Here is a 23,173-nt window from a genome sequence, read left to right on the forward strand (position 1 = left end):
GGGGCGGCGGGGGCGAGGCGTCACGGACGGCCCCCCGGCCGCGGCGGGGCGGCCCGCGGGGCCGTGCGGCCGCGCGGGGCGGGGGCGCCCCCGCCGCCACCGCCGCCGCCGAGGAACGAATCGAGCATCCCGCCGAGGGGAGAGCCCTGGCCGCTCTTTCCGTTCCCCAGCATCTCGGCGCCGAGGGCGCCGAGATTCGACAGGGTCTGTCCGTTGAGGACGGCGCCGAGATCGACGCCGACCTGCGGCGCGTCCCAGGAGCCGGCGATCGTCACCGGCAGGCTCATGTCGAGGAGCTTCGGCAGCGACTTGGCGGCGCTGCGCGTCAGGCGCGGCTCGATGCGGAAGGAGAGGCTGCGGGCGGCGAGGTCGATGGTGCCCGCGCCCTTCGCGGTCACGAGGGGGCCGGCGAGCGCGAGATCCTGCGTGCTCGCCCGCCCCTCGGCGATCCGGAACCGGGCCGAGATCCGGTCGAAGGCGGTGGCGTCGGAGGCGCGCAGCCGCGGGTCCGGGGAGAGCTGCTGGGCGATCGACTGGACCACGCCCGGGATGTCGATGCCGGTCAGGCGCCCGTTCTCGACCTGGATCGCCGCCTCCCCGGAGAGCGAGCGGGCGAGCGCCTCCCGCTCGGTCCCGGTCGCCCTGAGGTCGATGGCGGCGCCGGCCGTGCCGTCGAGGAGCGCGAAGCCCGAGACGGCCCCGAGGAGCGGCAGGCTGCGCACCTGCGTCAGGTCGAGGTGGAGCGCGTGGCGCGGCGCCGCCCCGCCCCGGTTCTCGCGGGCGATGTCCGACGTGAAGGTGCCGCGGACCTGCCCTCCGGCCAGGCCCGCCTGGGTCAGGGCGGCCTCGACCGCCCCCTCGGTGAGCCGGCCGTCGACGGCGAGGTCGCTGAGCGCGAGACCGCCCGCCCGCAGCGACGCGACGCGCAGCCGCGCGCGCCCGTCGAAGCTGCGCAGGAAGCCGGGATCGATCTCCGGCGCGCCGGGTCCCGGCGCGGGCGCGGCGCCCGTGTCGGGCGCGGGGCCCGGCGCCGGCAGATCGAGCGCCTGGGCGGCGAGGTCGAGGCGGACGAAGGGCTTGGCGGCGAGGTCGACCACCACGGCGCCCGTGAAGGACGCCGGCGCGGCCCGGCTCCCGGCCTTGTCGGCCCTCTGCCCCGCGACCTCGCCGGAGAGGCGGGAGAGGGTCACGACCGCCCCGTGGCGGGCCGCGTCCGCCCGCCCTTCGAGGAGCGCGTCGCCGAAGCGCGGCAGGCGGCAGCGGTAGGTCAGGGGGGCGGCGTCGCCCTCGGCGGGCGGCGCCAGGGCGATCTCGCAGGAGGCGGCGCCCCCGCCGGTGCGGCCGCTCGCCGTGACCGAGACGCCGCCCTCCCCCGGGCGCGCCTCGGCGGTGACGTCCTCGACGGAGGCCGTCACGGTCTCGCCGTCGACGAGGAGGAGCGCCCCCCCGGTGACCCGCACCCGCTCAGGCCGCGGTCCGGGAGAGGCCTCGGCCGCGGCGGGCGCCTGTGGAGAGGGCGGCTCTTGGGTGGTCGACCCCTGGGCGGCCGACCCTTGCGTGGGCGACCCTTGGGCGGCCGGCGCGGCGCCGGCGCGCCACCACTCGGACGGCCAGCGCAGCACCGGATGCTCGACCTCGACCTCGCGCAGGCCGCGCCCGGCGATGAGGTCGAGGGGCGCACCGGTCGCGCGCAGGCTCCCGATGTCGAGGCTCGCGCGCCCGACGCCCGGAAAATCGCTGCTCGTGCCGACGTCGCGCACCACGACCGCGAATCGGGGCCAGAAGGAGAGGCTCGCCCCGCCCCGCACGGTCCAGGGCCGGCCGGTCTCGGCGGCGAGCTGCGCCTCGACCGCCCTGACCACCAGGGCGCTGCCGGTCGCGGCGACCGCGCCGACGACGAGGCAGCCGGCGGCCGCCACCAGCAGGGAGAGAGTGCGCAGCTTCATCCTGTCCTCGCAACCGGCGGCGGCGCGCGCGAAAGCAGACCGCACAATCCACGCAAAATCAATCGCGACCGGACGAGCTGGCTCGACCGGCCGGTCCAGGCGGCGTCCGGATCGCCGCGACCGACGCAACGGCAAGACACCGGATGTTCATCGACTTGGCGAATCAGGCTTGCCCTTCCCGCATGATCTCGCGCGGGGGCCCGGGCCGGGGCGCATGACCAGTACAGACCATGTCGAGATCGGCCCCGATGTGTGCCTCGGCACTTGCTCGCGGGAGGCTGCGGCAGTAGGTTTCGGGCATGACACGCTCGCTTGCCGGAATGATCGCGCTTCTGCTCATGGTTTGGGCAGGGGCAGCCGCGTCGGCGGACCGGCGCGTCGCCCTGGTGGTAGGCAACTCCGCCTACGAGAGCTTCGGGAAGCTCGCCAATCCGGGCAACGACGCGGAGGATCTGGCGGGCGTCCTGCGCCGCTCCGGCTTCGAGGTGATCGACGGCCGCGACCTCTCCCGGCGCGACATGGACCGCAAGCTGGCGCAGTTCTCGCGGATCGCCACCGACGCCGACATCGCTCTCGTCTACTACGCGGGCCACGGGCTGCAGTATCAGAGCCAGAACTACCTGGTGCCGGTCGATGCGCAGCTGCGGGACGGCTACGACGTGCCGTTCGAGACGATCTCGGTGGAGTTCGTGATCTCGGCCCTCGACAACGCCAAGGGCGCCCGGGTCCTGATCCTCGACGCCTGCCGCGACCTGCCGCTGAAGGACGCCGGCAACAACGCGGCCGGGCACGGCCTCGCCCGGGCGGTGGGCCGCAAGGGCCTGATCATGGCCTACGCCACCCAGGCCGACAGCGTGGCGTTCGACGGCACCGGCCGCAACAGCTTCTTCGCGGGCGCCCTGCTGAAGGCGCTGCAGGAGCCGGGCCTGGAGATCGGCCAGGTCTTCCAGCAGGTCGCCTCGACCGTCTCGGGGCTGACGAGCGGCCGGCAGCTCCCGGAAGTCACCCGCTCCTACCCGGGCGAGGTCTTCCTCAACCACGACGAGACGGATCTGCAGGCCTGGACGCGGCTGCGCCGGAGCACCCAGCTCGACGAGCTGCGCCGCTTCATCGCCAAGTACCCGAACAGCCTGCTGGTGGACGACGCGACCACGCGCATCCAGCTCCTGGAGGCGCGGGCGATCCCGGTCCCGGCCGAGCGCAACGAGCAGCGCGAGCCCGCCCTGCCCCGCCCGGACATGGTCCGGCGCGAGGAGGACGAGCGGCTCGCCCGCCCCGGGAACCAGGACGACGCCAAGCGCCAGGATGAGGCGAAACGTCAAGACGAGGCCAAGCGGCAGGAGCAGGCGCGGCTGGAGGCGGCCCGGCAGGTGGCGGAGCAGGTGGCCGAACAGGCCCGGCTCGATCCCGGCAAGGACGCGGTCCTCCCGCCCGAGACCCCGGCGCGGCCCTCGACCTACACGGCCCTGCCGGGCGGCGACCAGGCGGCCAAGCCCGCCGCCGCGCCGGCGCCGACTCCGTCTCCAGCGACACCCGCCGCACCCGCCGCGCCCGCCCCGGTGACGATGGCGGCCCTGACCCCGCCGGCTCCCGCCGAGGGGACCTCGCCGAGCGTCGTGCGGGCCGTGCAGCAGCGCCTCGCGGATCTCGGCTGCTACGGCGACAAGCCCGAATCCTCCTGGGGCAAGCAATCCTCGGACGCGCTGGAGCGGTTCCTCCGCCTGTCGCAGGCGAGCGACCCGTCGAAGACCCGGGCGGTCAAGATCGTGTCGCACATGCCCGACCAGGCGACCCTGGAGGTGCTCAAGAGCTTCGACAAGCCGATCTGCACGATCTCCTGCCCGGCGGGGACGGAGGCGAAGGGCGACGTCTGCGTGCGGATCACCTGCCCGACCGGCACGGAACTCGACGGCGACCAGTGCCGGCCGGCCCGCAAGCCGCTCCAGGCGACCCTGCCGGACGGCAAGGAGACGGCGGAGCCGGCCGCGAAGGCACCGGCCGCCCACCCCGAGGCGGCCAAGCCGAAGGCGAAGGTCGCCCGCCGGCCCGAGCCGGTCGAGGAGGTGCCCGAGCCCGTCCACAAGTCCCGGACCAAGGCCGTGTCGCCGCCGCCGGAGCGCAAGCCCGCGCGCGAGGCGGTCCAGCCGAAGCCGGTGCGCGAGGCGGCCCGCCCCCCGGTGGTGAAGCCGAAGGTGCGGGTGGTGGAGCCGATGCGGATGCGCGCGCCGGTCCCGCAGCTCGCCCGCTCGCCGCGCAGCTACGCCCCGGCGCCCGCCTCGGCCTCCGCGGCGCCGAGCTACACCCCGGCGGAGATCGGCGCGTCCCGGATGATGAGCCGGATGCCCTGAGGGTCGGCGCCGCCGACGACGCGAGGCGGCGCCTTCCGGGCGCCGTTCGCGTTTCGGGCGGGGCGCGGACGATCCCTTCTCGCCGGGCGGCCGTGTGATACCAACGGCCCAGGATGCTGACGCATCGACTCGATCGCGGGCAGGCCCGAGATCGACGGGGCCGTTGACCATCTCGAATTTTCGACACCAAGCCAAAGGCTTGGCGAAAATTCGAGAGCGGAACCAACGGTCATCAAAAATGACCGTTGGTATGAGTTCGTCACCGGCCTCGGCGTCCCTTGCCGACGAACGCGTGTTCCGATTGACGACGAAGGCATTCAATACTTGATGTAGGCACGTCCAGACCGGCGCGGGATCCCCTCTCCCGAGTGGGAGAGGGGTAGGGGCGATCGAAGATCGCGCAGGGTGGCTCGGATTTAGCAAATGGGCTGAATCGTCGAGCTGCCAGCGGCACGGTTGTGTCTTCTTGCTGAAGCGTCCGTCCCTCACCCCTGCCCCTCTCCCACTCGGGAGAGGGGTTCCCCGCGCCATGATCTCCAAAACGGCCTGCCTCAAACCTCTCAATAAAAACAATGCCTTGCGAGAGCGTTCTATTTAGCGTGCGCGGGGATGGAAGCGCCTGTCACCGCGGCGGGCGGGGGGTGGCCTCGAGAGGAATCGCGGGCTCCGCTCCCGGCTCGCGAAGCGATGCGCCTCGGCCCAGCCCTCACCGCTCATGATGACGCGGGGGCCGCATGCCCACGCGCGCCGCCCCGCGGAGCGCAGTTCGGAGACCGGACCGACACGTCCCCGCATCAATCGAAACATTTGAGAAATCAGTCGATTAATCGCACATTAACCACCCTGGGCCAGATTTTTCGTAACGGAAGTCAGGGACCGGCCCGTCCCGCCCGTCATTCGGAAAGTCAGACCCCCATGTCCATCGGAAGCGTGTCCTGGGGCTCCTCGCCCTGGGATCCGATCGCCGCCGCGCGCCAGGCGCAGACGTCCTCGGCGGCGTCGAGTTCGACCGCGTCGAGCACCGCCTCCTCGGCGACGCCGGCGGATGCCGGAACCGGGAGCGACTCCACGAGCGCTGCCGCGACCCTGACGGCCTCGTCGATCGGCAACGCCCTGCTGGCGACGCTGCTGCAGCTCCGCCTCAACCCGCAGGATGGATCGTCCTCCGGCCAGGGGACGCCGACCGGGACGCCGACCGCCCCGGCCGCCGATGCCACGGGCGCGAGCGGCACCACGGCGACCGCCGGGGCCCATCACGGCCACCATCATCACCACGCGGGCGGCACCGGCGCCGCGTCGAGCGACGCCGCCGGAACGTCCTCCGCGATCGGATCCTCCACGGCCTCGACCAGCGGGACCACCGGGTCGGACGATGGTTCCGGCGACCTCGCCTCGGACGTGGCCGGGATCCTCAAGCAGCTCTCCCGCGTCCTCGACGCCTACGCGGAGAACGGCGCCCGCACGGGCTCGCCGACCGCCTGACGGGGCGCCCGGACCGCTACTCCGCCCCGCTCACGGTGAGCGCGAAGTCGAGGCCGCTGGCGTGGTCGTGGCCCACCGAGCGGCCGATGCCCAGCACGCCGACGTCGCGCAGCACCAGCTCCTCGCGGCGCATGCAGAACTCCTCGGCGCCGAACTGGGTCACGTAGGTCCCGTTCGTGCTGTGATCGACCAGCACCCACTTGTCGCCCCGCCGCTCGATCGTGGCGTGGCGGCGCGACGCGTAGTCGTTGTCGACCACGATGTCGTTCCCGGGCTCGCGCCCGAGCGAGATGGTGCCGTGGCGCCCGTCGAACAGGAAGCGCTGGCCCCGGTAGGTGATGCGCAGGTCGCTGCCGCAGACGACGCCCGGCTCGGCGGCGGGCAGGAAGGAGAAGACGGTGGTCTGGTTCTCGGCGAGGTGCCAGAGCAGTTCCGCCACGCGCAAGTCGTCGCCCGCCCCCTTCACGAAGACGCCGAGCAGGCTGCGGGTCGCCGCGCGCAGGACCGGCGGCAGCCGGTCCGCCAGGGCACCCGTGGTGATGATCTGGCCGCCCTTGGCGATCGCCACCATCCGGGCCGCCATGTTCACGGTGTTGCCGAAGTAATCGCCGTTGGTCTGGACCGCGGTGCCGAAGTCGAACCCGATCCGCAGGCGCAGGCGCTGGCCCTCGATCTCGCCCAGCCCCTCGCCCTCGAAGCGGCGCTGCACGGCGACGGCGGCGTCGCACATCGGGCAGATGTCCTCGAACACCGCCATGAACTCGTCGCCGATCGTCTTGACGACGCGGCCCCCGTGCTCCTGCACCACCGCGCCCGCGCAGGCGAGGCAGCTCTCGACGATGCGCAGGGCCGCGTCGTCCCCCACCTCGCGGTAGAGACGGGTGCTGCCGGCGACGTCGCAGAACAGGATGCCGATCGGGCAGGGTTCGGTCGTGCTCATCTGGAGGAGCGATCCTCGACGGGCCGGCGACACAATGGCGCCAGTGCTTCCGTCTATGCAAGCGTCGCGCGAGGCACGGGTGCGAAATCGCACAGGGTGCAGCCGGACTGCTCCGGTTGGTGGGATCCGGCGGCGGCCCTATGGTGGGCCGCGGCGAGGCGGGAGGATGAGGCCGATGCGGAGGAATGTGGCGCTGCTGTTCGGAGGGCGCTCGGCGGAGCACGAGGTGTCGATCCTCTCGGCCGCCAACGTCGCGCGGGCGCTCGATCCCGACCGCTACGCGGTGACCCCGATCGCCATCGACAAGGAGGGTGTGTGGCGCCTCTGCCCGGCGCTGGAGCCCGGCGCGGCGCCCGCCCTGACGGCGCAGGGGCCGCGGGTGGGCTTCCTGCCGGGCGGGGGCGGGCGCCTCGCGGTCCTGTCCGAGGCGCCGCACGTGTCCGAGCCCTTCGACGTGGTGGTGCCGGTGCTGCACGGCCCCAACGGCGAGGACGGGACCGTGCAGGGCGCCCTCGACCTCGCGGGCGTACCCTATGTGGGTTCCGGGGTGATCGGCTCGGCGGTGGCCATGGACAAGGACGTGGCCAAGCGCCTGATGCGCGACGCGGGGCTGCCGATCGTGCCCTTCCTGGCCGCCCGGGCGGCGCGGCCGGTCGCCTACACGGAGGCCGTGGAGGCGCTGGAGACCCGCACCCTGTTCGTGAAGCCCGCCAATATGGGCTCGTCGGTCGGCGTCTCGCGGGTGACCGACGCCGCCCAGTTCGACCAGGCCCTCGCCCACGCCTTCGGGTACGACGAGAAGGTGCTGATCGAGCGCGCCGTGCCGAAGGCCCGCGAGATCGAGTTCGCCGTGCTGGAGACGCCGGAGGGCGAGGTGCGGGTCTCGGGCGCGGGCGAGATCGCCCCGGCCGAGGCGCACGGCTTCTACGGCTACGACGCCAAGTACGTGGATCCGGACGGAGCGGCCCTGCTGATCCCCGCGCCCCTCGACCCGGAGGTCGCCGCCCGGATGGGGGACCTCGCGGGCCGCGCCTTCACGGCGCTCGCCTGCGCGGGGCTCGCCCGGGTCGACCTCTTCCTCGACCCGCAGGACCCGGACGGGATCTTCGTCAACGAGGTCAACACCCTGCCGGGCTTCACGGCGATCAGCATGTACCCGAAGCTCTGGGACGCGGCCGGGCTCGCCCCGCCCGCCCTGATGGACGCCTTGATCGCCCACGCGCTGGCCCGCCACGCCCGCGGCGTCGCCACGGGCCGGGCAGCCCCGCGCGCCGGGACGGATGCGGCCGCCGCCCCGATGCGGTAGGTCACACGCCCGGAGACGGGACGAGGACGACGACATGACGGGTGCGGCCGGGACGGTGCCCGCGGAGGCGGCGGACGGGCTGCCCCAACCGGAGCGGTTCTGGGCCATGGCGGCGATCGGCGTCGCCATGACGCTCGCGGTGCTGGACGGGGCTATCGTCAACGTGGCGCTCCCCGTCATGGCCCGCGACCTGCAGGTCAGCCCGGGGGCGGCGATCTTCGTCACCAACGGCTACCAGCTCGCCGTGACGGCCGCCCTGCTGCCGCTCGCCTCGCTCGGCGACATCCTGGGCTACAAGCGGGTCTACACGCTGGGCCTCGCCCTGTTCACGGCGGCCTCGCTCGGCTGCGCGCTCGCCCCGAGCCTGCCGCTCCTGGTGGCGGCGCGGATCGTCCAGGGGCTCGGCGCGGCCGGGATCATGAGCGTCAACATCGCGCTCGTGCGCTTCATCTACCCGCACCGGATGATCGGCCAGGGCGTCGGCACCGTGGCGCTCATCGTCGCGGTCGCCTCGGCGGCGGGGCCGACGGTGGCGGCCGCCGTGCTCTCCGTGGCGCACTGGCCCTGGCTGTTCCTCGTCAACCTGCCGCTGGGGCTGCTCGCGCTCGGCACGGCCCTGCGCACCCTGCCGGCAACGCCCCGCAGCGGCGGGCGCTTCGACGCCCTGAGCGCGCTCCTCAACGCCCTGTTCTTCGGGCTCCTGATCACCGGCGTCGACGGGCTCGGGGAGCCGGGGGGCGGCCGGGCGCCGGCGCTGCTCGCCGGCGCGCTCGCGGTCGGCGCGGTCTTCGTCTGGACCCAGGTCAGGCTGCCCGCCCCGCTGCTGCCGGTGGACCTCCTGCGCATCCCGGTCTTCGCGCTCTCGATGGCGAGCTCGGTCTGCGCCTTCTCGGCCCAGATGATGGCCTACGTGGCCCTTCCCTTCTACTTCCAGGACGTCCTGCACCGCACGAGCAGCCAGACCGGCCTGCTGATGACCCCCTGGCCGATCGCCATCGCGGTGATCGCCCCGGTGGCGGGCCGGCTCTCGGACCGGCTGCCGCCCGGCCGCATCGGCGGGGTCGGGATGCTCGGCCTCGCCGCGGGCCTCGCCCTGATGGCGAGCCTGCCGGCCGACCCGGCCACGGCGGACATCGCCTGGCGCCTGACCCTGTGCGGGCTCGGCTTCGGGCTGTTCCAGTCCCCCAACAACCGGGTGATCATCACCAGCGCCCCGCGCGAGCGCAGCGGGGGTGCGAGCGGCATGCAGTCGACGGCGCGCCTCGTCGGGCAATCCCTCGGGGCCGCCATGGTGGCGGTGATCTTCGGCCTGTTCCACACCGCCGGCACCGTGACCGTGCTGTGGCTCGGCGCCGCCCTCGCCCTCACCGGGGCGGTGACGAGCACGCTCAGGGGCTGAGACGCGCTCCGCGCGAGCGATGCGCAGCATCGCCGCGCATCGCCGCCGTGCCGCCCTTTTCATCCGGGATCGCGATCACATCTCCTGGGCCGACCCTGTCGCCAAGGAGGCCAGCATGGACATGGATCTCACCGGCCGGCGCGCCCTCGTCACGGGCTCGACCGCGGGCATCGGCTACGCCATCGCCAAGGCGCTCGGCGACCTCGGGGCGAGCGTGGCGGTGAACGGGCGCTCCGCCGAGCGCGTGCAGGCCGCCGTCGCGGCCCTCGAGCACGCCGCCCCGAAGGGCCGCTTCCTCGCGGCGCCCGCCGACGTCGCCACGCCGGAGGGCGCCGACTCCCTGCGCGCCGCCTTCCCCGACCTCGACATCCTCGTCAACAACACCGGGATCTTCGAGCCCAAGCCCTTCTTCGACATCCCGGACGAGGATTGGCGGCGCTTCTTCGACGTGAACGTGCTCTCGGGCGTGCGGTTGTCGCGGCTCTACGCGCCCGGCATGGCGACGCGCGGCTGGGGGCGCATCGTGTTCATCTCCAGCGAATCGGCCCTGCAGATCCCGGTGGAGATGGTCCATTACGGGGTGACCAAGACCGCCCAGCTCGCCGTCGCCCGCGGCCTCGCCGAGACGCTGGCGGGCAGCGGGGTCACGGTGAATTCCGTGCTGCCGGGGCCGACCCTGTCGGAGGGCGTCGCCACCTTCATGCAGCAGATGGCGGCGGGCGTCGCCGACCCGGACCTCGACGCGATGGGACGCGCCTTCGTCAAGGAGCACCGCCCGACCTCGCTCATCGGCCGACTCGCCTCGCCCGACGAGGTCGCGAATCTCGTGGCCTACCTGTGCAGCCCGGCCGCCAGCGCCACCAGCGGCGCCGCGATGCGGGTCGATGGCGGCGTGGTCCGGGCGATCGTCTGAGCGGCCGACGGCTCCCGTCGCACGCGCGGGCCTAGGCCATCCGGACGGGTTTGTAACGCAGAGTCAATGTGCTTGACTCTTCGTCAGTCCAAAGCACCTGCGGCCCGCTTCCCCCGAAGCGGGCCTTTTTTCTGACAAATCAATCCAATTTTTGATGTTCTTCCTCGAATTTTCGGCCGGCAATCCGAGATAGATGCTGGCTCAGCGGTCGACAGCAGCAATCTCAGTCACGAGTCGCCGTCGTGGAAGCTTGCGACGGACGCGAACTCATCCGCCTTGAGCTTGGTCCCGACCGGGGAGGAGTGGAGACGGGGCGGTGGACGACGCAACCCGAGCGCGATCGATCGTCCAAGCGCACCCTGACGTAGAAGATTTAGAGCCTTACCCACGTACTCCTTCGAACTGATCGCACCATGTCGCAGAGTCTTTCTAGGCTATTTGGATTAATCCGTTCGACATATTGTACGGCAGACACACGGAGTGGCTTACCGGCCTCACTACGGTCAAGCTCCCTATACTTTTTCGGCATCGCCGCCTACGCCTTTGCCCTGGGTCAAGCACTGCTTCGCGGCAGTTGTCTTCGTTTCTTTCCCAAGGTGAAGGGGTGAACACCGTGTCGATCGTCTCTCGTGCCACGCGGGCCTCGTCGGCCTCCAACCGCGCCGTCAAGCGGCTGCTCCTGACCTCCGCGGCGGGCCTGACCGTCGTGGGTGGCGCCCAGGCGGCGGACCTGCCCGTCAAGAAGGCTGCGCCCGTCGAGTACGTGCGGGTCTGCTCGGCCTACGGCGCCGGCTTCTTCTACATCCCGGGCACCGATACCTGCCTGCGCGTCGGCGGCCGTGCCCGCTTCGAGGTGGCGTACGTGCAGCCGCTGATCCGCGATAACCTGACCGGGTATCGGGGCCTCGGCCGTCTCAACCTCGACGCCCGCACCCAGACCGGCTACGGCACCCTGCGCGCCTTCGTCCGCTTCGAGATCGCCAGCCGCACCGGCGCGTGGCTCTACTCGGGCACCCAGGTCCGCGCCGCCAACGCCTTCTCGGGCACCGGCATCGACACGGCGGGCCGCGTCCAGCAATACGTGAACGTCGACAAGGCCTTCATCCAGTTCGCCGGCCTCACCGCCGGTCGCGCGGCCTCGTTCTTCGACTTCTACGCCCACGACTTCGAGCTGATCGGCGGCACGCCGGGTTCGGACCTCGGCTCGACGAACCTGCTGGCCTACACCGCCACCTTCGGCGAGGGCTTCTCGGCCACGATCTCGGTGGAAGACCCGAACTTCCGCAAGACCCCGATCTACGGCTCCGGCACTGCGCCGATCATCGTGACCGACGCGACGGGGGCGCCGGTCGGCTACCAGACCGCCGACGTGGTGCAGCGCTCGCGTCTGCCCGACTTCGTCGGCGCCCTGCGCTACGACGCGGCCTGGGGCTCGGCGCAGATCTCCGCGGCGGTGCACGAGCTCAATACCGGCCTGACGAGCGCCGGCGGCGCCCTCACGGCCACGCAGGTCGGCCTGCTGCCGGCCACGGCGACCCCGACCGCCCGCGTGCCCACCGAGTACGGCTGGGCCGTGCAGGGCGGCCTGAAGGTCAACCTGCCCTTCATCGCCGCCGGCGACGCCCTCTACCTGCAGGGCGCCTACGGCGAGGGCACGACCTACTACACCGGCTACAACAACTACAACGGCGCCTATACGTCGGCCAGCAACATGGCCAACGGCTTCTTCAACGCGTCGCTCAACGACGCGATCGTCGACCCGGTCACCGGCAAGTTGAGCCTGTCGCAGAGCTTCACGGCGGCGGCGTCCTACCTGCACTACTGGACCCCGGAGTGGCGGTCGGCCTTCTTCGGCGGCTACGGCGAGGAGAGCTTCAACAAGACCGCCCGCACCAACAGCGCGCGGCTCGGCGTCGGCGGCCTGCCGGTCCCGAGCTCGGCGGCCGGCGTCGCCGCCCTGGCGATCAGCCCGCTGCTGCGCGACACCAACCAGCTCGTCGCCGGTGCGAGCCTGATCTGGTCGCCGGTGAAGGACCTCGACATCGGTGTCGAGGGTCTCTACGCCCGCCAGGCCGTCAACAGCGGCCGGGTGATCAACCCCAACAAGGCGGCGAGCGCCCTGACCGGCAACTTCGGCAGCACCCCGACGCTGGCCAGCGTCGCGGCCACGCCGACCGTCGCCGCCCAGGACACGTTCAACCTGCGCTTCCGCGTCCAGCGCGACTTCTGATCGCCGCATCACTGCGATCGACATCAGGGGGTCCCGGTTCCGCTGGGACCCCTTCTTCGTTCGCGGATGCCCGGCGATCCGCGAGTGCGGTCCGACTCCCCGCGCACGGGACGACGCCGAGTCGCGGGATCCCCCTCTCCCGTGCGGGCTGCCGCGTGCGCACGGCGACCGAAAAACCGCGCCATGTCGAGACGATGGTCAATTCCGCCGGTGGACTCGCGGACGGCACCGTGGCCGCTCAGCCGCGTCAACTGGGCAGTGGCTGGCATGACAGCGCGAGACTTGCTCACCGTCGATGAGGCTGGTGATCAGCACCTCTCCGCCACGGGGGCGTTGGCAAACCACAGCATCAGCTCCGAACAAGGGCCGTAAACCCATCTCCCCATTGCTGAGGTGAGACCGGAGGGAGCCTGTGGCGGGCCGCAGGCCCGCACCCGCCCCAGAACAGCCTATCCAAGTCTCTCTTCTGTTGGATCCACCGTCGGGGGTGCTTCGAGGCTGCGGGCGATCTTCGATCGCCGCAGCACCTCAGCATGAGGAATGTTCTGTCTTCCAGAAGCTTTCTGCTGATCAGACGGCTACAGAGATGTGTGCACACGGTCGCCCGTGCGGGAGAGGGCATGCGCAAGATCCGGGGTGTGAAGCCGCAAGCCGCGCCGGCCGGGCGAGGAGACCAGCGCCCTTCCGTCCTGGGTGTCCTCCAGTGCGGCCCATCGCGGGACGGGTCCCGTCAGCTCCCCGGCGGCGGGCCCTGTCGACCGCCGTCTCCCCTCGATCGAAGCGGATGTCGCGCTGCCCAACCGACAGGGCGGTCGCGCCGAGCCCGCGACCGCCGCTCCGGAGGCGTCGGGCGAAGTTCGGTCTGAATTGACGCATTCGCAGCGCCTGTCAGAACCTTGCGGCATGCCTGCCTCATTCCCTCGCGGGCGGCGGCCTCCCGCCGTCGGAATATGGCACGAATGTCACATCTTCTTCCCTAGGGTTATGGGAGCGCTGCCATCGCTTGAAATTGTCTGACATTTGTTTCTAGACCTTCCCCAAGGGGAGGAGATTTAATGCCCGAGACAACGCGCACCCTCCCTTTCGTTAGGAGAGGGGACAAGCGATGATGATCATGAACAGAGCGGCGACCCGAGCGGACGGGTCCCGCCTCGTGAAGCGTTTTCTTCTCGCATCCGCGGCCGGCCTGACGGTCGTGAGCGGTGCGAAAGCGGCGGATCTTCCGGCCAAGAAGGCGGCGCCGGTCGATTACGTGCGGGTCTGCACGGCCCACGGCGTCGGCTTCTTCTACATCCCGGGCACCGACACCTGCATCCGTCTCGGCGGCTTCGTCCGCGTCGAGGCGAACTACGCCAACAGGCTGTCGCGCGCCACCGGCGACCTGAGCGGCTTCGACGCGATCGGCCGCCTGAACATGGACGCCCGCACCTCCACCGGCTACGGCACCCTGCGCGCCTTCGTCCGCATGGAACTCGGGAGCCGCACCGGCAGCCTGTTCCTGGGCTTCCTTCCGACCTACGGCATGGCCTACGGCGCCACGGGCATCGACACGGCGGGCCGCGTGCAGCAATACGCGAACGTCGACAAAGCTTTCATCCAGTTCGCGGGCCTCACCGCCGGCCGCGCCTCGTCGTTCTTCGACTTCTACGCGCACGACTACGAGATCATCGGCCAGACCTTCAACTCGGACATCACGACGAACCTGCTGGCCTACACGGCCCAGTTCGGCGGCTTCTCGGCGACGGCCTCGATCGAGGACCCGAACCTGCGCACCATAGCGACCTTCGGCGGCGGTGCCGCCGGCACCGGCTTGACGGGCAGCCAGGCCCCGGGCGCGAACTACGCGCCGATCGTCGTGCGGGACGGCACGGGCGCGCCGATCGGCTTCGTGTCGCAGGACGTGGTGCAGCGCTCGCGCCTGCCCGACTTCGTCGGCTCGCTGCGCTACGACGCGGCCTGGGGCGCGGCGCAGCTGTCGGGGGCCGTCCACAACGTCAACGCGGGCCTCAACTCCGCCGTCGTGACGGGGCTCACCAACGACCAGATCGCGCTGCTGCCCGCGACCGTCAACCCGGCGGCCCGCGCCGCCACCGCCTATGGCTGGGCCGTGCAGGGCGGCATCAAGGTCAACCTGCCCTTCATCGCGGCCGGTGACGCCCTCTACCTCGAAGGCGCCTACGGCGAGGGCGCGCCGGGCTACACCGGCTACTACAATTTCGGCTGGCCGGCCCCCGGCAGCGTGGTCAACCCGGTCACCGGGAAGATCGACCTGTCCAAGAGCTTCACGGTGGTCGGCTCGCTGCTCCACTACTGGACGCCGACCTGGCGCTCGGCGGTGTTCGGCTCCTATGGCGAGCAGTATTACGCTCGCAACGTGCGGTTCAACAACGCCCTGTTCGGCGTAGCGGGCCTGCCGGTGCCGACCACGGACGCGGGCGTGGCGGCCCTGGCGGTCAGCCCGCTCCTGCGCGACAGCAACCAGATCACCGCCGGCGCGAGCCTGATCTGGTCGCCGGTGCGCGACCTCGATATCGGCGTCGAGGGCGCCTATGTCCGCCAGGCCGTCAACAGCGGCAACGTGCTCGACACCAACAAGTCGGGGCTGAACCTCGCGAGCGCGACGGCCGCGCAGATCGCCGCGGCCCCGAAAGTGTCCTCGCAGGACACGTTCAACATCCGGATGCGCATCCAGCGCGACTTCTGATCCGGATCCCCGGTCAAAACGAAAGGGCCCCGGCAAGCGCCGGGGCCCTGTCTCGTGTCCGCACCGGACGGAGGGGATCGCCGCCCGCCGGGGGGCGGCGCGGCGCCGGCCGGCCTACTTGAGGTGCTGGGCGAGGTACTTGTTCATCTCGAACATTGTCGCCTTGTCCTTGCCGAAGACCTTCTTCAGCTTGTCATCGGCGAGGATCTCGCGCTTGTTCTCGGGGTTCTGCAGCGAGTGCTTGCGGATGTACTCCCACACCTTGCTCACCACCTCGCCGCGCGGGATCGGCTTGGTGCCGACGATCGCGCCGAGTTCGGCCGAGGGCTGCAGGGGCTTCTGCAGGGCGTTGGGCTTGTCGCCGGTCTTCGGCGCGGCCACCTTCTTGCCCTTCGCGGCCGGCTTCTCGGCCTCGGTCGCCTCGGCCTTGGGAGCCGCCTCTTTCTTCGTCGTCTTGGTCGCCATCGGTCTCCTCCGGTGTCCCCTGGGGCCCATGAAGCCGGATATACCGCCCTGACGGGCATAGAGCGTCAACAACTAAGCCTTGCTGGTCGCGTTCCAAGCGGAATTCGGACACGCGCCCCGATCATCCACACCCGAAGGCGTAAACGAAAGCTCAAGAGCGTGTCTATCCGGCCGTGACCCAGGGGGCACGGCCCTCCAGCGGGTAGGCCGGGTCGGTGTAGCCGGGGGTGGAGGGGTGGCCGGCCGGCACCAGCCGGTCGACCAGGGCCTCGTCCTCGGCCGTGAAGCGGTAGGCGAGCGCGTCCCGGTAGCTCTCCCACTGCGCGACGGTGCGCGGGCCGGCGATGACCGCCGTGACCGCCCGGTTGTTGAGCACCCAGCCCACCGCGAAATCGACCGGGGAGGCGCCCCGCTCCCGCGCATGCGCCGCGATCTCGCGGGCGATGGCGAGGCTCTCGGGCCGCCACTCGGTCTGCATCATGCGGGTGTCGCCGCGGCCGGCGCGGCTGCCCTCGGGGGGCGGGGCGCCGGGCTCGTACTTGGCGGTGAGCACGCCGCGGGCGAGCGGCGAGTAGGGCACCACGCCGAGCCCGAAATGCGCGCAGGCCGGCAGGTGCTCCACCTCCGGCATGCGGTTGAGGGCGTTGTAGTAGGGCTGGCTCGCCGCCGGCCGGTCGAGGCCGAGGTCGTCGCAGATCCGGCAGATCTCGGCGACGCGCCACGCCCGGTGGTTCGACACCGCGAAGTAGCGGACCTTGCCGGCGCGGATCAGGTCGCCCATCGCCCGCACGGTCTCGTCGAGGGGCGTCCCGTGGTCCTCCTTGTGGAGGTAGTAGAGGTCGATGCGGTCGGTCCCGAGCCGCCGCAGGCTCGCCTCGCAGGCCCGGATCACGTGGAGCCGGGAGAGGCCGCGGTCGTTGGGGCCTGGCCCCACCGGGTTCGCCACCTTGGTGGCGAGCACCCAGGCGTCGCGGTCCCCCGCGATGGCGCGGCCCACCACCTCCTCGGAGCGCCCGTCGTTGTAGACGTCGGCCGTGTCGATGAAGTTGATCCCGCGGTCGCGGGCATCCGCGACGATGCGGGCGGCCTCCGGCTCCTCGGTCTGGCCGCCGAACATCATGGTGCCGAGGCAGAGGGGGGAAACCTTGAGACCGGACCGGCCGAGCGTGCGGTACTCCATCGCGTCGCAATCCTCCGATGGTGGCGGATCCATGGCGCGCGGCCCTCATGGGGCGCGCGGATCGACGCCGTGTGGAAGCCGGGGTTTTCCTCCCATTCACCCTGTTCGGCAATCCCCCGTTAAGCACGCGACCGCAGAACTTCTCCCATGTTCATCGCAGCAATCTCCCTCGCCTTCGGCGCCGCGGGCGCCCTCATCCTCGGCCTTCGGGCCGCGGTGTCCTCCGAAACATCAGAAGAGAGCTTTCCCTCGTCCAGCTTGTTCTGATCCGGCGATGTCCGGGCGGCGGCGCGACCGCGCGAGCGGGCGCCGCCGCCCGGCCCCGCGATGCTGAGCCGCTTCCTCCTCGTCGCGGCGGCGCTCTACGCCGGGTACGGCGTCACGACGCCCTACCTTCCCGCCCTGCTCGCCGAGCGCGGGCTCGGCCCCGACGCGATCGGGCTCGTGCTGGCGGCCGGCCAGGGTGTGCGGCTCGCGGCCGGGCCCCTGGCCGGGCACCTCGCGGACCGGCGCGCCGCGCCCCGGGGGGTACTGGCGGCCTGCGCGCTCCTGTCGGCCCTGACCGCCCTCCTCCTGCTCCCCGCGCAGGGCCTCGCGCTCCTGCTGGCGGCCTTCGTGGCCCACGCGGCGGCGACGGCGCCGCTGGCGCCCCTGGCGGATTCCCTGGCGCTGCCGGCGGCGGAATCCGGCCGCTTCTCCTACGGGTGGGTGCGCGGGGCGGGCTCGGCGGCCTTCATCGGCGGCACCCTGCTCGCCGGCGCCGTGACGCCGCGGGCGGGCCGCCCGGCGCTCCTCCTCTGCGGCGCGGTCGCCTTCGCGCTCCTCGCCGCCCTGGTGCCGCGGCTGCCGGCCACCGCCCGGCCCGGCCCGTCCCCCGAGGCGGGACCCGGCCCCCTCCTGCGCTCCCCGGCCTTCCGCCGCCTCGTCCTGGTGGCCGCCCTGGTGGTGGGGAGCCACGCCCTGCACGACGCCTTCGCGGTGATCCGCTGGCAGGCGGCCGGGATCGGGCCCGGCACGGCGAGCCTGCTCTGGGCGGAATCCGTCGCCGCGGAGGTGGCGGTGTTCACGCTCCTCGGGCCGCCGCTCCTCGCCCGGCTCGGCCCGGCGCGGGCGCTGATGCTGGCCTCCGCCGCCGCCGCCCTGCGCTGGGGCGTGAGCGCCATGACGGCGGCCCTGCCCGTGCTGGCGGCGCTCCAGGCCCTGCACGGGCTCACCTTCGCGCTCCTCCACCTCGCCTGCATGCGGGTGCTGCTCGCCATCGTGCCGCCCCACCTCGCGGCGACCGCCCAGACCCTCTACGGGACGCTCGGCCTCGGCCTCGCCACGACCCTGACGACGCTGGCCGCCGGTCCCCTCTACGGCTGGGCCGGGCCGTCCGCCTTCTGGGCGATGGCCCTGATGGCGGGCGCGGCCCTGCCGCTCGCCGGAACCCTGGCCCGGAGCCTGCGCCTTCCCGCCGGGGCGCCGGAGCCTTGACCTAGGCGGCCGGGCGGCGGATGGCGGGGCGCCCCCCGGGATCCAACGATGCCGCTGCCCAACGACCTCACCGCCCTCGACACCACCGCGCACATCATCCAGGTGGCGCTGACGCCGGTCTTCCTGCTCTCCGGCCTCGCGACCCTGCTCAACGTCTTCTCGACGCGCCACGCCCGCATCGCCGACCAGGTCGAGAAAGTCGCGGGCCGGCCGGACGAGGTGGCGCGGCTCGCCGACCTGCGGCGGCGCAGTCTCGCGCTCGACCTCGCCGTGGTGCTGGCAGCTCTGGGCGGGGTGGCGACCTGCGGGGCGGTGCTGACGCTGTTCGTGGGAGCGCTGCGGGACACCGGCGTCGCGAGCGTGCTCTTCGCGCTTTTCGGGGCCGCGATCGTGTTCACCCTCTGCGCGCTCGCGGTCTTCGCCCTGGAGATGACGCTGGCGAGCCGGGACGTGCGCAGCGCGGCACAGAACCAAGCGGACGAGGCGCGGGAGCGCTGACGAACCGGAACCGACCCGGCCGGGATCCGGTTCCCCGGGGCATGACGGGAGAGAGGCCATGCCGACCGAATTGCCGAACGAACGCTCCTTGCGCGCCCCGGGCTCGATGGAACTCGACCCGACCGGAGAGGGGATCGCCACCGACGAGACGCGCCGGCTCATCGCCTCGAACAAGGTCGAGGGCACGCCGGTCTTCGACCGCAAGGGCGAGAGCCTGGGCACGATCCTCAACTTCATGGTCGACAAGGTCTCGGGCCAGGTCGCCTACGCGGTCCTGTCCTTCGGGGGATTCCTGGGCTTCGGCGAGAGCCACCACCCGGTGCCCTGGCGGGCGCTGACCTACGACACCCGCCTCGGCGGCTACGTCATCGACATCGACGCGGACGCGCTCGCGGGGGCGCCGCGCCAGGGGGCGGACGAGGACCCCTTCGCGGATCCGGGCTTCGGCCCGAAGGTCGACGCGCATTGGGGCCGCCGCACGGCCGCGGGCTGAACCCCGTGGCCGCGGACGCGCCCGATCCTGCCCCCGGTGAGGCGGACCCTCGCGCCGCGGCGGTGCCGCGCGGGGAGGGCTTCGCCATCGCGCCCGGGACGGGCAAGCGGCCCGGCGTGCTGGTGGCGATGCCCTTCGACCGGGACCTGATCGCGCGCTTCCGCGAGACCTTCCCGACCGCCAAGTTCCGGCGCGCCAAGCGGCTCTGGTTCGTGCCCGGCACGACCGCCGAGCGGCGGGTCGATGCCTGGATCGGCCGGGAACTCTCCGCCCGCGACGCGCACGGGGACGAGAAGGGCCGCGACGCCTTCGCGTTCGAGCCGCTGACGAGCCGCTACCTCGACCCGGCGCCCGAGGGGTTGATCGTGCGCACGCCCTATTCGCGCACCGTGGTCGAGACCCTGCGGGGCGTCTCGGCGGCCCACTGGGACCCGGCACTCCGCGCCTGGCGGGTACCCTGGCGGGCCTACGAGGCGCTGAAGGCCGTCTGGCCGGTGATCGAGGCGGCCGCCGCCCGCAACGAGCCCGAGGCCAAGCGCGCCCGGCGCGAGGCGGCCCGGGACCCGGCGGCGGAGCGCGAGCGGCGGCGGCGGCGGCGCAGCCCGGTCCCCGCCGACGACCCGCCGCCCCTCGGCGTGCCGGTGGAGACCGCGGCCTTCGGCGTGGTGGTGTTCGAGGCCCTCGACGCGGAGCCGATCGGCCCGGAGGACCTCGCGGGCGCGGTGACGCCCCTGCCGCGGGGGCGGGCCTATCTCTGGGGCTGGTGGCGGATGCCGAGCGTCCGCGACCTCGCCGAGATCGTGCCCGCGGCGCGGCCCGACGATGTGCGCCGCGGCTGGTGGCCGGCGACCCGGGAGGGGCTGGAGACCCGGCGGCGGCGCCTGCGCGAGACGGAGCGGGCGCGGGCGACGCGGGCGGAGCGGCGGGACCTGGCCGACGCGTCGGCCGGGGAGAGCGCGGGCGAGTGAGGCTGGTCCGGGCCGCCCGCGTGACACCCGTCTCGCTCATTCGCGGGCGTGGGACAGGCCGCCGGCCGGTTCGTCCCGAGGGGCTTCCCCGGACGTCTCCTCGCCGGTCCGCCCGAGCAGCACGAAGACCAGGGCGGCCGTCGCCAGGGTGATGCCCGCGAGAGCCCGCAGGAGCGTGCCGAACGCCTCCGCGTAGGCGGCCCGCAGCGCCTCGCGGCCGAGCCCGGGCAGGAGTCCCGCCGCCTGCGCGAGGTCGCCGACCGCGAGCCGGTGGGCCGCCGCCGCCGCGCCGGGCCCGGCCGGGTGCAGGCGCGCCGCGACGAGAGCGGCGAGCGCCGCGCCGACCACCGCCAGCGCGATCCCCTCCCCGGCGACCCGCACCGTGCTGAACAGGCCCGCGGCCATCCCGGCGCGCTCCTTGGGCACCACACTGACCGCGAGCCCGTCCATCAGGCCCCAGGGCAGGCCGATCCCGGCGCCGATCGCGACCATCGGCAGGGCGACGAGAGCCACCGGCGCGTCGGGCGGCGTCAGCGCCAGCCACAGCAGGCCGCCCGCCGAGATCAGGAGTCCGGCCCCGCAGAGCACGGCCGGCCGCATCCAGCGGGTGAGTTGGCCGGCCAGCAGCGGCAGCCCGAGGAGCGGGCCCGAGAGCGCGATCATCAGCAGTCCCGCCGGCACCTCTCCCCTCCCCTCCACGCCGACGAAGCGCAGCGGCAGCAGGATCAGCAGGACCACGAAGCCGTAGGCCGGCGATGCCGCCAGGAGCTGGACACCGACGAAGCGGGGATAGCGGAACAGCGAGAGGTCGAGCATCGGGCGGTCCCGCCGGGTCTCGACCGCGACGAAGGCGAGGGCGAGCAGGCCCGCCGCGGCGAGGAGCCCGATCACCGCCGCGTCGCCGAAGCCCCGCTCGGGCGCCAGCAGGAAGCCGGTGGTGAGGCAGGCCAGCGCCGCCGTGAAGCTCGCCGCGCCCGGCCCGTCGACCCCGCCCGCCTGCGGGTCGCGGCTCTCCCGCAGGACGCCCCGGCCGAGCAGGGCCGCCGCGGCGGCGAAGGCGGCGACCGGAACGAAGATGCCGCGCCAGCCGAGGACCGCCACGATGGCGCCGGACGCGACCGGGCCGAGGGACAGGCCGACGCCGAAGCTCGTGCCCACCAGGCTGAAGGCGCGCAGGCGCCGCGCCGGCGGGATCTCCTGGGCGAGGGCCGCCATGCCGCCCGAGAAGGCTGCCGCCGCCGCGAGGCCCTGGCCGGCCCGCAGCAGGTCGAAGACCAGGATCGTCGGGGCGAGGACGAGGGCGAGCGAGGACGCCGCGAAGGCGCCGCTGCCCGCAAGGAAGACGCGCTTGCGCCCGGTCGCGTCGGCGAGCGCGCCCGCCAGCATCAGGCAGGAGCCGAAGGTCAGCATGAAGGCGTTGGTCGCCCAGGCGAGGGCCGTCGCCCCGCCGCCGAGATCGCGGCCGATGGCCGGAAGCGCGACGGCCGTGCCCGTGAAGGTCAGCGGCATGGCGAGGGCGGCGAGGCAGACGGCGAGGAGGGCGAGCCCGGTGCGGGGCTCGCCACGGGCAGTGGCGGGCGGCATGCGGCATCCTGGGACGGAGAGGACGGGACGCGGCGGCCGGGAGACCTGCCGCTGGGTCATACGTATCCGGCCGCCCGAATGCGCGATAAGATCGCCGTCCTTCCGAAGATAAGGGACAGGAACGCTCGAATGGACCGGCTGCCCGGCCTGACGGCCTTCGTCCGCACCGCGGATCTCGGCAGCTTCGCGGCGGCGGGCCGCGTCCTCGGCCTGTCACCCTCGGCGGTGGGCAAGGCCGTCGCCCGGCTGGAGGATCGGCTCGGCGTGCGCCTGCTCCAGCGCTCGACCCGGCGCCTGCGCCTGACCGAGGAGGGGCGCCTCTTCCACGAGCGCTGCCGCCTCGTCCTCGACGAACTCGACGACGCGCAGAACGCCCTGATGCGGACCCGGGAGGCCCCGCGCGGGCGCGTGCGCCTGAGCTGCCCGATCGTCGCCTACCACCTGCTCTGGCCGCATCTCGACGCCTTCCTGGCCCTCTACCCGGAGATCGACCTCGACATCGACTTCAACGACCGCATCGTCGACCTGATCGAGGAGGGGGTGGACGTGGCGATCCGCAGCGGGCCGCTGCCGGACAGCCGCGTCATGGTGCGGGCGCTCCGCCCCTTCCGGCTGCTCCTCTGCGCGGCGCCGGCCTACCTGGCGCGGCGCGGCACGCCGCGGACCCCCGGGGATCTCGCGGGGCACGCCGCCCTCGGCTTCCGCCATCCCAACACCGGCAAGCTCCAGGACTGGCCGCTCGTGCGCCCGCCCGGGGCGCCGGAGATCCGCATCCGCCACGTCCTCACCTGCAACAACATGGAGGCGCTGCACGGCGCCGTGCGGCGCGGGATCGGCATCGGCTGCATGCCGGATTTCCTGGTCGCGGACGGTCTCGACAGCGGCGCGCTGATCCCCCTCCTCGTGGATCACCTGGAAGCGCCCGGCCAGTTCAACCTGCTCTGGCCGTCGCGCCGCCACCTCTCGCCGAAGGTCCGGGTCCTGGTCGACTTCCTGGCCGAGCGCCTGTTCCGGAGCGAGTGCCGGCTGCCGGGCCGGGAGGGCGGGGGCTCGGGACACGAACAGACGCGGTCGCCGCCCGGCGTCGTCCACCAGGATCCGCTTCGCCGGTGAGACCGCGATGAAAACCGGCTCGCGGTGCGGTCAGATGGCCTGGAGGCGCACACCTGGCTTCCCCCTTGGCGATGTGAATGTCCGTTGAGGATGGGAAGCGGATATGCGCAGCTTCCCGCGCTGTCTCC

The 23,173-nt window shown here is 72.8% G+C and carries 17 protein-coding genes; 12 read left to right on the forward strand and 5 right to left on the reverse strand.

Annotation, left to right across the window (positions count from 1 at the left end):
* Positions 1–20: 20 nt before the first annotated feature.
* Positions 21–1,946: an AsmA family protein gene (locus ACW9J6_RS25690; RefSeq protein WP_457119187.1), complete on the reverse strand. Its 1,926-nt coding sequence runs from the start codon at positions 1,944–1,946 to the stop codon at positions 21–23.
* Positions 1,947–2,284: 338 nt separating this feature from the next.
* Here ACW9J6_RS25690 and ACW9J6_RS25695 point away from each other — a divergent pair, with 338 nt between their 5' ends.
* Together ACW9J6_RS25695 and ACW9J6_RS25700 are read left to right on the forward strand one after the other, a co-directional pair.
* Positions 2,285–4,294, forward strand: a complete 2,010-nt coding sequence (locus tag ACW9J6_RS25695) for a caspase family protein (protein WP_457119261.1) — start codon at positions 2,285–2,287, stop codon at positions 4,292–4,294.
* Between the two features lie 915 nt (positions 4,295–5,209).
* Positions 5,210–5,776, forward strand: coding sequence for a hypothetical protein (locus ACW9J6_RS25700; RefSeq protein ID WP_457119188.1), 567 nt, complete (start codon positions 5,210–5,212; stop codon positions 5,774–5,776).
* 16 nt (positions 5,777–5,792) lie between these two features.
* On the opposite strand, the gene ACW9J6_RS25705 is transcribed toward ACW9J6_RS25700, so the two are convergent.
* Positions 5,793–6,716: an adenylate/guanylate cyclase domain-containing protein gene (locus ACW9J6_RS25705; protein WP_457119189.1), complete on the reverse strand. Its 924-nt coding sequence runs from the start codon at positions 6,714–6,716 to the stop codon at positions 5,793–5,795.
* Positions 6,717–6,891: 175 nt separating this feature from the next.
* Between ACW9J6_RS25705 and ACW9J6_RS25710 the strand changes: the two genes are divergently transcribed.
* The 5 genes from ACW9J6_RS25710 to ACW9J6_RS25730 all read left to right on the forward strand — a co-directional run bounded on the left by ACW9J6_RS25710 (position 6,892) and on the right by ACW9J6_RS25730 (position 15,268).
* Positions 6,892–8,022: a D-alanine--D-alanine ligase family protein gene (locus tag ACW9J6_RS25710; RefSeq protein WP_457119190.1), complete on the forward strand. Its 1,131-nt coding sequence runs from the start codon at positions 6,892–6,894 to the stop codon at positions 8,020–8,022.
* A 34-nt stretch (positions 8,023–8,056) separates the two neighbouring features.
* Positions 8,057–9,421, forward strand: a complete 1,365-nt coding sequence (locus tag ACW9J6_RS25715; RefSeq protein ID WP_457119191.1) for an MFS transporter — start codon at positions 8,057–8,059, stop codon at positions 9,419–9,421.
* Between the two features lie 115 nt (positions 9,422–9,536).
* The gene (locus tag ACW9J6_RS25720; protein ID WP_457119192.1) at positions 9,537–10,334 is read left to right on the forward strand and encodes an SDR family NAD(P)-dependent oxidoreductase; all 798 of its coding nucleotides are present in this window, start codon (positions 9,537–9,539) and stop codon (positions 10,332–10,334) included.
* A 613-nt stretch (positions 10,335–10,947) separates the two neighbouring features.
* Complete coding sequence (locus ACW9J6_RS25725) at positions 10,948–12,564, forward strand: porin (protein WP_457119193.1); 1,617 nt, start codon at positions 10,948–10,950, stop codon at positions 12,562–12,564.
* Between the two features lie 1,114 nt (positions 12,565–13,678).
* Positions 13,679–15,268, forward strand: a complete 1,590-nt coding sequence (locus ACW9J6_RS25730; protein ID WP_457119262.1) for a porin — start codon at positions 13,679–13,681, stop codon at positions 15,266–15,268.
* Positions 15,269–15,382: 114 nt separating this feature from the next.
* Here the strand turns inward: ACW9J6_RS25730 and ACW9J6_RS25735 are convergent, their stop codons facing one another.
* Together ACW9J6_RS25735 and ACW9J6_RS25740 are read right to left on the reverse strand one after the other, a co-directional pair.
* Positions 15,383–15,733 carry an SWIB/MDM2 domain-containing protein gene (locus tag ACW9J6_RS25735; protein WP_457119194.1) on the reverse strand — a complete coding sequence of 117 codons (351 nt, stop codon included), beginning with the start codon at positions 15,731–15,733 and terminating at the stop codon, positions 15,383–15,385.
* 163 nt (positions 15,734–15,896) lie between these two features.
* Positions 15,897–16,913 (reverse strand): aldo/keto reductase, encoded by a 1,017-nt coding sequence (locus ACW9J6_RS25740; protein ID WP_457119263.1) that lies wholly within the window; start codon positions 16,911–16,913, stop codon positions 15,897–15,899.
* A gap of 327 nt (positions 16,914–17,240) precedes the next feature.
* Here ACW9J6_RS25740 and ACW9J6_RS25745 point away from each other — a divergent pair, with 327 nt between their 5' ends.
* The 4 genes from ACW9J6_RS25745 to ACW9J6_RS25760 are packed head-to-tail and all read left to right on the forward strand — an operon-like array spanning position 17,241 to position 20,348.
* Positions 17,241–18,389: an MFS transporter gene (locus tag ACW9J6_RS25745; protein WP_457119195.1), complete on the forward strand. Its 1,149-nt coding sequence runs from the start codon at positions 17,241–17,243 to the stop codon at positions 18,387–18,389.
* Between the two features lie 48 nt (positions 18,390–18,437).
* The gene (locus tag ACW9J6_RS25750; RefSeq protein ID WP_457119196.1) at positions 18,438–18,887 is read left to right on the forward strand and encodes a DUF2721 domain-containing protein; all 450 of its coding nucleotides are present in this window, start codon (positions 18,438–18,440) and stop codon (positions 18,885–18,887) included.
* Between the two features lie 58 nt (positions 18,888–18,945).
* The gene (locus ACW9J6_RS25755) at positions 18,946–19,380 is read left to right on the forward strand and encodes a PRC-barrel domain-containing protein (RefSeq protein WP_457119197.1); all 435 of its coding nucleotides are present in this window, start codon (positions 18,946–18,948) and stop codon (positions 19,378–19,380) included.
* 5 nt (positions 19,381–19,385) lie between these two features.
* Positions 19,386–20,348, forward strand: a complete 963-nt coding sequence (locus ACW9J6_RS25760) for a hypothetical protein (RefSeq protein ID WP_457119198.1) — start codon at positions 19,386–19,388, stop codon at positions 20,346–20,348.
* Between the two features lie 36 nt (positions 20,349–20,384).
* Here the strand turns inward: ACW9J6_RS25760 and ACW9J6_RS25765 are convergent, their stop codons facing one another.
* On the reverse strand, positions 20,385–21,932 hold the full coding sequence (locus ACW9J6_RS25765; protein ID WP_457119199.1) for an MFS transporter: 1,548 nt from the start codon (positions 21,930–21,932) through the stop codon (positions 20,385–20,387).
* Positions 21,933–22,061: 129 nt separating this feature from the next.
* Here ACW9J6_RS25765 and ACW9J6_RS25770 point away from each other — a divergent pair, with 129 nt between their 5' ends.
* Positions 22,062–23,045, forward strand: coding sequence for a LysR family transcriptional regulator (locus tag ACW9J6_RS25770; protein WP_457119200.1), 984 nt, complete (start codon positions 22,062–22,064; stop codon positions 23,043–23,045).
* Positions 23,046–23,173 lie beyond the last annotated feature (128 nt).

Source organism: Methylobacterium sp. JK268 (assembly GCF_054052225.1).